The following is a 9,887-nucleotide window of genomic DNA, read 5'->3' on the forward strand; positions in this document are numbered from 1 at the left end:
AAGAATGCCCTCAATGGTGCTGTTCGGTGTCAGCTTGCCGAGATGTTTTTATCTTTAAGCCAAGATGACGAAGTTAGAGCCATCGTGCTGACGGGAGGTGAGCAGGTATTTGTAGCCGGTGCTGACGTGAAGGAGTTTGCCACTGCCTCTCCGACCGAAATGTATTTACGACACAATGAGCGCTTTTGGGAGCCGATCGCGCACTGCTCCAAGCCTGTCATAGCGGCGGTCAACGGATTCGCTTTAGGAGGAGGCTGTGAGCTTGCCATGCACTGCGACATCATCGTTGCTGGAGAGTCTGCTCAGTTCGGACAGCCGGAGGTCAAGCTTGGTTTGATGCCCGGCGCTGGTGGGACGCAACGATTGGTTCGAGCCGTCGGCAAATTTAAGGCCATGCGTATGCTGATGACCGGCTGCATGGTACCGGCCCCCGAGGCGTTTGGCATGGGTTTGGTAAGCGAGGTGGTGGCCGACGATCAAACGTTGGAACGCGCAAAGACACTGGCTAAAGAAATTGCTCGTTTGCCAGCACTGGCACTAGAGCACATTAAGGACACAGTCCTCACGGGCGAAGATTTGCCTTTGCAGAGTGCCTTGGTTCTTGAACGTAAAGCTTTCCAGATGCTTTTTGACACGGCGGACCAGAAGGAAGGGGCCGCTGCTTTTGTCGAGAAGCGCAAACCGAACTATCGAGGAGCGTCGTAATGGCGAGAGACGTGAACCGGCTAGGCATTGTCGGAACCGGCGTGATGGGGGCGGGGATCGCCCAAATTGCTGCCCAGTCTGGCCTGAATGTTGTGCTGTTTGACAAGAATGAAGGGGCAGCCCACAAGGCTCGTGATGGCCTAAAGGCAACGTTCGATAAACTAGTGGGGAAGGGCAAAATAACTCGGCAATCGGCTGAGGTAGCGTTATCTCATCTTTCTGTCGTCGAATCTTTGCCGGCTTTGGCAGATTGCGACGTGGTGATCGAGGCAATTGTTGAGGATCTGGGAATCAAGCAAGCGCTATTCGCTGATCTGGAAGCAATTGTTGACCGAGAGTGCATTCTGGCGACTAACACTTCTTCACTCTCGGTCACATCAATTGCCGCTGACTTGAATTGTCGTGATCGAGTGGCCGGTTTCCACTTCTTCAATCCCGTGCCGTTGATGAAGGTGATTGAGGTGGTCGGGGGCATCGATACTAATGAAGCTGTCGTCGACACGTTGCTTAAGCTGGCAACCCGACTCGGCCATACTGGCGTGCGTGCCCAAGACACCCCTGGCTTCATCGTCAACCACGCGGGACGTGCTTACAGCACAGAAGGTTTGAAAATTCTTGAGGAGCGAGTAGCGCCTATTGAGGATATCGACCGGATTCTTCGCGAAGAGGCTGGGTTCCGGATGGGGCCGCTTGAGCTTTTTGATCTCACCGGCCTGGATGTGTCCCATCCTGCGATGGAGGCGATCTTCACGCAGTTCTATCACGATCCGCGTTACCGTCCGTCTTATATATCCCGTCAGATGTTGAAAGGTAACCGCTTGGGCCGCAAGACGGGTGTTGGCTTTTATCGCTATGAAAAAGGACAAAAAGTCGAAGCGTCGACACCTCAGCCCGTGCCTGACATCGCTGACCTACCGCCCATCTGGGTGGGATGCGATGACACCGACCTGCATACGCACGTGGCATCATTGTTAGCGTCGCTTGGCGGACGAGTCGAGCAAACGGCTTCACCCTCGGAGGAAGCGCTCTGCATATTGCTGCCCTTTGGCGATGATGCAGTGAGTGCGAGTGCGTACTTCGGTACCGATCCAGAGCGCACTGTCTGTCTTGATGCGCTCATGGGCCTTGAGCGTCATCGTACGCTGATGGTGACGCCGGTCACCCGGCATGAAATGCGCGACGTAGCGCATGCGTTATTTGCTTCAGACGGTACCTACGTAACGGTGATCCGTGACAGCGTGGGATTTGTCTCTCAGCGGGTGCTTGCCGCAGTGGTGAACCTGGCCTGCGATATTGCCCAGCGTGAGATTGCCACGCCTGCCGATATCGATAATGCCGTCAGGCTCGGGCTCAACTATCCCCAAGGCCCGCTGGCGTGGGGAGATGCCCTAGAACCGAAACGGTTACTTGGCATACTCACGCGTATCCACGCATTGACGGGAGACCCACGGTATCGGCCAAGCCCTTGGCTGCGCCGTCGTGCCATGCTTGGTATATCTCTGTTGCATCCCTCATCGGGTGCTCGGTGATGTCGGAGAGGAATTATGTTGGTTCAAAAGAGAGGGGTGCTATGGGAGCGCTAACGGGAGTTCGTGTACTGGACTTGAGCCGGGTGTTGGCGGGTCCCTGGTGCAGCCAAGTGCTAGCGGATCTTGGTGCTGATGTTGTCAAGGTGGAGCGCATTGGGCGAGGGGATGACACTCGTGCCTGGGGCCCCCCCTACATGAAGAATGCTGACGGTAAAAATACTCAGGAAACCTCATACTATCAGTCCTCCAATCGCAATAAACGCTCGGTAGCTGTCGATATTGCTACCGAAAAAGGTCAGGAAATTGTACGTGCGCTGGCTGTCGAGAGCGACGTGCTGTTAGAGAATTTCAAAGCTGGCTCCTTAAAGAAATACGGGCTGGATTACGACTCACTTTCAAGCCTTAATCCGAGATTGGTCTATTGTTCCATTACGGGGTTTGGTCAGACGGGGCCCCGTGCGCAGGAGCCTGGCTATGATTTTATTATTCAGGGTATGGGCGGGTTGATGAGCATCACTGGTGAACGTGATGATGTTCAGGGTGGCGGCCCGCAGAAAGTAGGCGTGGCTGTCACCGATGTGATGACGGGCCTGTATTCGGTTATTGCTATACAGGCAGCGCTACTGGCTCGTGAAAAAACAGGGCGTGGTCAGCATTGCGATATGGCATTACTAGATGTACAGCTGGCTGCATTGGGTAATCAGAGCCAAAATTACCTAAGTACGGGCATATCACCTGGCCGCTACGGTAATGCGCATGCCAATATCGTGCCCTACAACTCGTTCCATGCAAGTGATAAGGATTTCATTATCGCCTGTGGCAACGACTCTCAGTTTGCCGCATTGTGCAATGCGATAGAACTGCCCGAATTGTCAGTGGATCCCCGGTTTTCAAAGAATGAAGATCGCGTCAGAAACAGAGCGGTAATTACTCAGATTCTATCGGACCATTTCAAGCGCGACACAGCGGACGCTTGGGTGAAGAGGATAAGTAAGGTCAAAGTGCCTGTCGGGCTAATCAATAACATTGCCGATGCATTGGCGGAGCCTCAAGTGGATGCTCGTGGCATGTTAGTCAACATCCCCCACCCCATGAATCCTGATTTCGAGATGGTTGGGAGCCCAATTAATCTTTCTGATACGCCAGTAGAGTATAAAAGGCCGGCACCACTGCTAGGGCAGGATACGAATGATGTGCTTACTGAATACCTTGGCCTTTCACCAGAGCAACTATCGCAATTTAAAAGTGACGGCGTCGTCGGTTAATCCACTTTTTATGTATATCACTAAGGATTTTTCATGAAAGTACTTGTCGCGGTGAAGCGCGTCATCGACTACAACGTCAAAATTCGTGTCAAAGCGGATTATTCTGATGTCGACCTTACCAACGTCAAAATGGCCATGAACCCCTTCTGCGAGATTGCCGTGGAAGAAGCGGTGCGCTTGAAAGAGAGGGGCGTTGCTACGGAAGTGGTCGCCGTGACGGTCAGTCCCAAAGCGGCCCAGGAACAGCTGCGCACCGCGCTGGCGCTGGGTGCGGATCGCGCCATTCATATTGAGACTGACGAGCGCGCAGAATCCCTGGCCGTGGCTAAGCTACTGGCCAAAGTGGTCGAAGAGGAGCAGCCAGGGTTGGTAGTGTTGGGCAAGCAGGCCATCGATACCGACAACAACCAGACCGGCCAAATGCTCGCCGCGCTGACTGGCCTGCCCCAGGGCACCTTTGCCTCGGAAGTTGCGGTCGATGGTGACAAAGTCAACGTCACACGGGAAATCGACGGCGGTCTGCAAACCATCGCGCTGACGCTGCCCGCGATTGTCACTACCGACCTGCGCCTCAACGAGCCGCGCTACGCCAAGCTGCCCGACATCATGAAGGCCAAGAAAAAGCCACTGGATGTGAAAACCCCCGCCGACTTCGGCGTCGAGGTCGCTTCCAAGGTCAGTCTGCTCAAAGTAGAGTCGCCCGCCGAACGCAAGGGCGGCGTCAAAGTCGCCTCGGTAGACGAGCTGATCGACAAACTGAAAAACGAAGCCAAAGTTCTTTAAGGTCGGCTATTTACAACCCGTACTTTGAGACAAGTTCTTTGAGATAAACGCTTTGAAAGGAGCTGATTTTATGAGTATTTTGGTACTTGCCGACCTGCATGAAGGCCAGCTGGCCGGTGCGACGGCTTACGTGATTGCGGCCGCACAACAGATCGGCGGCGATATTGACGTTCTTGTTGCCGGTGAAGGCGTTCAAGCCGCGGCCGAGGCAGCCGCCAAACTCGACGGCGTAAGCAAGGTACGTGTCGCGGATAACGTCGTTTACGCCCACCAGCTGGCCGAGCCCATGGGCGCGCTGCTGGTCGAACTGGCCGATGGCTACACCCACGTGCTCGCTAGCGCCTCCACCACCGGCAAAAACGTGCTGCCGCGTCTGGCGGCCTTGAAAGATGTCAGCCAGCTTTCCGATGTGCTTGCCGTGGATAGCGCTGACACCTTCAAGCGCCCGATTTACGCCGGCAACGCCATTGCGACCGTCAAGAGCGACGACGTGCTAAAAGTCATCACCGTGCGTACTACCGGCTTTGATGCCGTGGGCGATGGTGGCAGCGCCACCATTGAAGCTGTTGATACCGTGGTTGACAACGCCCAGTCCAGTTTCGTCAAGCAGGAGCTTGCCGAGTCGGACCGCCCGGAGCTTGGCGGCGCCAAGGTGGTCATCTCTGGTGGCCGCGGCATGGGCAACGGTGATAACTTCAAGCTGCTTGACGGCATTGCCGACAAGCTAGGTGCGGCGATTGGGGCTTCGCGGGCGGCCGTTGACGCAGGCTTTGTACCCAACGATATGCAGGTCGGCCAAACGGGTAAAATCGTCGCGCCGGATCTGTATATCGCCGTGGGCATCTCCGGTGCCATCCAGCATCTGGCGGGCATGAAGGACTCAAAGGTGATCGTTGCGATCAACAAGGACGACGAAGCGCCGATTTTCCAGGTCGCCGACTACGGCCTGGTAGGCGATCTGTTCGAGTTCCTACCGGAAATCGAAAGCAAAATTTAGCAGTGGCGCAGGAATTCGCGAGCGGCGATCAGCACCTCCTCCTGCTCGGACGTGAGGGTGGCCAGCAGGTTGTGACGTGTGTGCGGTCGGTCATGGACATCATCGCGGTACCGCCAGCGCCGTATGGTCGCGGGTGAAACGCCATGCTGGCGGGCCAGCTCGCTATCCGTGATGCTGGAAGGCGCTGCCTAGATCTCGGCGCGGATCTTCGGTGTCGTGGTCGCCTGCTTATGCAGCTTGATGTCCATGAACCTGCTCCCGAATGAATGTCTGTAGAAGCTCTCTGGCTGCCAGCAGAGGATAACTCCTATAGCTCATTTGATCATCCGAGACCCTACAGCTAGGTATTAACCGTTTGACGGATAAGTTGGGCTTTATCCTGTAATAAGGGCTTATAAATATTTAACAGCATTTCCATATCAACGCGTGCGGCGTTGGTGCTGATATTGATAGCGCCTATTAGCTTGTCATGGATGTCAAATACAGGAACGGCAACTGATCGCAGTCCAGAGTCTAACTCTTGATCAACTATCGAATAACCTTGTTGGCGTACCTCAACAATGCACCTCTTTAGCTCCTCTTTATCATTGATGGTTTTATCGGTATATCGCTTCAATGAAATGCGTTCCAAATAGGCATTTAGCTCTGATTCAGTTAATTGCGATAACAGTACGCGACCCATAGATGTATGCGCTGCTGGGAGGCGCGTACCTACTGATAAAGTAATCGCCATTAAGCGATGTGGTGCCGCAGAGCGTGCCACATAAATGACATCGTCTCCATCCAACACGCCAAGTGAAGATGACTCGCCACTTTGAGTTGTAATATCTTCCAGATATTGTTGTATGACGCTGCGGTAATTATTTGCTGAAAGGTATGCGTATCCTAGTTGAAGCACTCTAGGGGCGAGTTCAAAGTAACGCTGATGTTTACGCACATAGCCTAATGCGTTCAGCGTTAGCAAGAGTCGGCGTGCTTTCGCTCGATTCATACCCGTGCGTGCAGCGACTTCGCTCAACGTCATTTTTGAATGGGAATCATCGAAGGCCATGATGACTTCCAAGCCACTAGCAAGTGCTGTTACGAAGTCACGGTCATCAGGTTTAAGCGTTTCTACCTGGGGCAAGTCTTCCATTATTGTGCTCTCATCCAGTGCATACATGGTCATGTGTTAATTTAGCATAATGTTCGAATACCGAACAATTGTGCTTTGGGGCTATCGATGCTTGTTGCATGTGCCCCTTCCTTATATACCTTGGTAGTAGGAAAGCGCAGGCAAAGTGTGCCTGTGTATGGTGTGTTTATAAATAACATATTGTTATTAAATGGGTTTTTGGTTTCTATAAGTTGATGTATTGACCCGTCTTTGCAGATATTAGCTCAACAGCAATTTGACCCGGTATGCGTTCGACAGTAAGTTGTTCGTATAGAGAATCTATGTTCGTTTCGCGAACAAATTATCCATAAGCAGACAACGATACGCTAAGAGGCATCCATTATGGCCGAGTTTCTCAGCTTGCATGATGCGGTAGCGCGCTACGTCCAAGACGGCGCCACCGTGACCATGGAAGGCTTTACCCACCTGATTCCGTTTGCCGCCGGTCACGAAGTGATCCGTCAGAAAAAGCGCGACCTGACGTTGATCCGCATGACCCCCGATATCATCTACGATCAGATGATTGGCGCGGGCTGCGCTAAAAAGGTGATTTTCTCCTGGGGCGGTAACCCTGGAGTGGGTTCGCTGCACCGCCTGCGCGATGCGGTTGAGAAAGGCTGGCCGCGCAAAATCGAGATTCTTGAGCATAGCCACGCAGCCATGGCCTGTGCCTTTGAAGCGGGTGCTGCGGGGTTACCACTGGCTGTTTTTCGTGGCTACATCGGCAGCGAACTGCCCAGTGTCAACGATCAAATCAAATTCATTGAGTGCCCTTTTACTGGGGAGCGCCTAGCGGCCGTACCGTCGGTGCGCCCGGATGTTTCGATCATTCACGCCCAGCGAGCGGATCGCCAGGGCAACGTGCTGGTAGAAGGGATTGTCGGCGTACAGAAAGAGGCAGTGCTCGCCGCCAAGCACAGCATCGTCACAGTGGAAGAGATTGTTGATGACCTAGGGGCTACCCCCAATGCCTGCGTGATTCCCAGCTGGGCCATCAGCGCCGTCGCGGTGGCCGAGAAAGGCGCGCTGCCGTCTTACACCCACGGCTATTACGGTCGCAGCAACCGTTTCTATAAAGAGTGGGATGCCATCGCACGCGACCGCGATACCTTTACTCTGTGGCTCGATGAGAACGTTTACAGTAAAGAGGAGAATAACTAATGAGCCTTGAATATACCTCTTCTGAAATGATGTCGGTCACCGCGGCGCGGGCGCTGGAAAACGGCATGACCTGCTTTGTGGGCATCGGCCTGCCCTCGGAAGCTGCCAACCTGGCGCGGCTGACGCACGCTCCTGATGTGGTGCTGATTTATGAGTCCGGCACGCTGCAAACCAAACCCGATATTCTGCCGCTCTCCATTGGCGATGGTGAACTGTGCGAATCAGCATTGACCACCGTTGCAGTTCCGGAAATGTTCCGCTACTGGCTGCAGGGCGGCAAAGTGGACGTGGGCTTTTTAGGCACCGCGCAAATCGACCGCTTTGCTAACCTGAATACCACGCTCATCGGCGATTACAAAGCGCCCAAGGTGCGCCTGCCAGGCGGCGGCGGGGCGCCTGAAATCGCCACCAACGCGGGCGAAGTGTTTATCACCCTAAAGCACTCCAAGCGGGCGTTTGTGAAAGACGTCGACTTCGTCACCACACTCGGTTTTGGCCGCGACGGTAAAGGCCGCGATAACGTACCTAATATCGGCAAAGGCCCCACCCAGGTGATTACTGATCTATGTGTCATGAAGCCTGATGCCGAGACCAAAGAGCTAGTGGTGGTATCGCTGCATCCCGGAGTAACCCGCGATGAGGTGATTGACGCCACCGGCTGGGAAATCCGCTTTGCCGAGCAGCTTGAGAGCACGCCCGAGCCCAGCGAAAAAGAGCTGACGATTTTACGCGAGCTCAAAGCCCGCACTGAACGGGCCCACGCGGGCGAATAAGGAGTTGTTATGAGCATGAATAATGTCTATCTCTGCCATCCCCGCCGCACGGCTGTAGGCCGCTTTGGCGGCACTTTGGCTAGCGTGCGCCCTGATGATTTCGCCGCGTCGATTTTTAAAGCCGTATTAGCCGAAGCGCCAGATCTTGACCCAGCCGCTATTGAAGAAGTGTTCATGGGTTGCGCTAACCAGGCCGGTGAAGATAACCGCAACGTGGCTCGTATGTCGTCATTGCTAGCGGGGATTCCTACCTCGGTGCCCGGCACCACCATAAACCGTCTGTGCGGCTCAGGTATGGACGCCGTTGGCACGGCCTTTCGCGCCATTAAAGCTGGTGAGATGGAGCTAGCGCTGGCAGGCGGTGTGGAGTCCATGTCCCGTGCGCCCTACGTGATGGGCAAGGCCTATAGTGCCTTCGATCGCACTCAAAAAATCGAAGACACCACCATTGGCTGGCGCTTGGTCAACCCGCTGATGAAGAAAACCTACGGCATTGATTCCATGCCGGAAACGGCAGAAAACGTCGCCGAGCAGTTCGCTATCTCTCGTAAAGACCAGGACGCCTTTGCCCTGCGCTCCCAGCAGAAAGCCGCTGCCGCTCAAAAGGCGGGGCGCTTTGCCCAAGAGATCACCGCCATTGAGATCCCTCGTCGCAAGCAGGAGCCATTGATTTTTGACCAGGACGAGCACCTGCGGGAAACCACGCTTGAGAAGCTCGCTGGCCTACCGACGCCTTTCCGTGAGGGCGGCAGTGTAACCGCAGGCAATGCTTCTGGTGTCAACGACGGCGCAGCCGCCATGCTGGTGGCCAGCGAATCAGCCGTCAAACAGCACGGCCTGAAGCCAATGGCGAAAATCATCGGCATGGCCACGGCTGGCGTTGAGCCGCGCATCATGGGCTATGGGCCGGTACCGGCAGTGCAGAAACTACTCAAGCGCACTGGTATCGCCATGGATGATATTGATGTATTTGAGTTTAACGAAGCGTTCGCCGCCCAGGCGTTAGCGTGTATGCGCGACCTTGGCTTGGCTGACGATGACCCGCGCGTTAACCCGAACGGCGGCGCGATTGCCCTGGGGCACCCGCTGGGCATGTCCGGTGCCCGCCTATTGTTGACCGCCGCTCATGAGTTGCACAACAGCGGTAAGCGCTACGCGCTGTGTACCATGTGCGTTGGCGTAGGGCAGGGTATCGCTACGCTGATCGAACGGGTTTAACGGAGGCAGACATGGCTTTTCATACCATCAACGGTCGCAGCGTGGCCTACCGACTGCTCGGCGCGGAAGTGAACCCACTTATCGTGCTGGCCCATCCGCTGGGCATGAGTCAGGCGGTATGGGACGACATTATCCCCCTGCTTCTGTCTCGCTATCGAGTACTGACCTGGGATCTTCCCGGCCACGGCGCTAGCCAGGCGGTTAGCGGCGAGCAGATCACGCCCGCTGATTTAGCCGCTGAGGCTCTGGCATTGGCAGAACTGGCGGGCGCTGAGCGCTTTCACTTTGCCGGTACGTCCA

The 9,887-nt window shown here is 55.0% G+C and carries 10 protein-coding genes and 1 pseudogene; 9 read left to right on the plus strand and 2 right to left on the minus strand.

Features of this window, described 5'->3' with window-relative positions; translation table 11 throughout:
* The 5 genes from BIS10_RS14930 to BIS10_RS14950 all read left to right on the plus strand — a co-directional run.
* Window positions 1–705: enoyl-CoA hydratase (locus tag BIS10_RS14930; RefSeq protein ID WP_253506265.1), on the plus strand; the 705-nt coding region annotated here is incomplete at its 5' end.
* Window positions 705–2,234, plus strand: a complete 1,530-nt coding sequence (locus BIS10_RS14935; protein WP_253506267.1) for a 3-hydroxyacyl-CoA dehydrogenase — start codon at window positions 705–707, stop codon at window positions 2,232–2,234. The genes BIS10_RS14930 and BIS10_RS14935, both read left to right, overlap by 1 nt.
* 41 nt (window positions 2,235–2,275) lie before the next feature.
* The gene (locus tag BIS10_RS14940; protein ID WP_253506269.1) at window positions 2,276–3,499 is read left to right on the plus strand and encodes a CaiB/BaiF CoA-transferase family protein; all 1,224 of its coding nucleotides are present in this window, start codon (window positions 2,276–2,278) and stop codon (window positions 3,497–3,499) included.
* Window positions 3,500–3,532: 33 nt separating this feature from the next.
* Window positions 3,533–4,282 carry an electron transfer flavoprotein subunit beta/FixA family protein gene (locus tag BIS10_RS14945; RefSeq protein ID WP_253506271.1) on the plus strand — a complete coding sequence of 250 codons (750 nt, stop codon included), beginning with the start codon at window positions 3,533–3,535 and terminating at the stop codon, window positions 4,280–4,282.
* A gap of 70 nt (window positions 4,283–4,352) precedes the next feature.
* A complete protein-coding gene (locus BIS10_RS14950; protein ID WP_253506273.1) occupies window positions 4,353–5,279 on the plus strand; it encodes an electron transfer flavoprotein subunit alpha/FixB family protein in 927 nt (308 codons plus the stop codon).
* Between the two features lie 5 nt (window positions 5,280–5,284).
* Here BIS10_RS14950 and BIS10_RS14955 read toward each other — a convergent pair.
* Both BIS10_RS14955 and BIS10_RS14960 read right to left on the minus strand, forming a co-directional pair.
* A pseudogene (locus BIS10_RS14955) lies at window positions 5,285–5,527 on the minus strand (transposase); the annotation flags it as partial.
* 92 nt (window positions 5,528–5,619) lie between these two features.
* Window positions 5,620–6,414, minus strand: a complete 795-nt coding sequence (locus BIS10_RS14960; protein ID WP_253506275.1) for an IclR family transcriptional regulator C-terminal domain-containing protein — start codon at window positions 6,412–6,414, stop codon at window positions 5,620–5,622.
* 363 nt (window positions 6,415–6,777) lie between these two features.
* Between BIS10_RS14960 and BIS10_RS14965 the strand changes: the two genes are divergently transcribed.
* From BIS10_RS14965 to BIS10_RS14980, 4 genes are all read left to right on the plus strand, one after another.
* Window positions 6,778–7,596, plus strand: a complete 819-nt coding sequence (locus BIS10_RS14965; protein ID WP_074211368.1) for a CoA transferase subunit A — start codon at window positions 6,778–6,780, stop codon at window positions 7,594–7,596.
* Entirely contained in the window at window positions 7,596–8,369 is a 774-nt protein-coding gene (locus tag BIS10_RS14970) for a CoA-transferase subunit beta (protein ID WP_054641536.1), read from the plus strand. The genes BIS10_RS14965 and BIS10_RS14970 overlap by 1 nt, the downstream gene beginning before the upstream one ends.
* A gap of 15 nt (window positions 8,370–8,384) precedes the next feature.
* Window positions 8,385–9,587: a 3-oxoadipyl-CoA thiolase gene (gene pcaF / locus BIS10_RS14975; RefSeq protein ID WP_172515714.1), complete on the plus strand. Its 1,203-nt coding sequence runs from the start codon at window positions 8,385–8,387 to the stop codon at window positions 9,585–9,587.
* Between the two features lie 11 nt (window positions 9,588–9,598).
* The coding region (locus tag BIS10_RS14980) for an alpha/beta fold hydrolase (protein ID WP_253506277.1) at window positions 9,599–9,887 on the plus strand (289 nt) is incomplete at its 3' end.

The organism is Halomonas sp. 707B3 (genome assembly GCF_024158645.1).
Lineage (GTDB): Bacteria > Pseudomonadota > Gammaproteobacteria > Pseudomonadales > Halomonadaceae > Vreelandella > Vreelandella lionensis.

Excerpts from the sequence above, each read along its gene's own strand:
- BIS10_RS14935 (WP_253506267.1), top strand. The coding sequence starts at position 705 with ATGGCGAGAGACGTGAACCGGCTAGGCATTGTCGGAACCGGCGTGATG.
- BIS10_RS14940 (WP_253506269.1), top strand. The coding sequence starts at position 2,276 with ATGGGAGCGCTAACGGGAGTTCGTGTACTGGACTTGAGCCGGGTGTTG.
- BIS10_RS14945 (WP_253506271.1), top strand. The coding sequence starts at position 3,533 with ATGAAAGTACTTGTCGCGGTGAAGCGCGTCATCGACTACAACGTCAAA.
- BIS10_RS14950 (WP_253506273.1), top strand. The coding sequence starts at position 4,353 with ATGAGTATTTTGGTACTTGCCGACCTGCATGAAGGCCAGCTGGCCGGT.
- BIS10_RS14960 (WP_253506275.1), bottom strand. The coding sequence starts at position 6,414 with ATGGAAGACTTGCCCCAGGTAGAAACGCTTAAACCTGATGACCGTGAC.
- BIS10_RS14965 (WP_074211368.1), top strand. The coding sequence starts at position 6,778 with ATGGCCGAGTTTCTCAGCTTGCATGATGCGGTAGCGCGCTACGTCCAA.
- BIS10_RS14970 (WP_054641536.1), top strand. The coding sequence starts at position 7,596 with ATGAGCCTTGAATATACCTCTTCTGAAATGATGTCGGTCACCGCGGCG.
- pcaF (WP_172515714.1), top strand. The coding sequence starts at position 8,385 with ATGAATAATGTCTATCTCTGCCATCCCCGCCGCACGGCTGTAGGCCGC.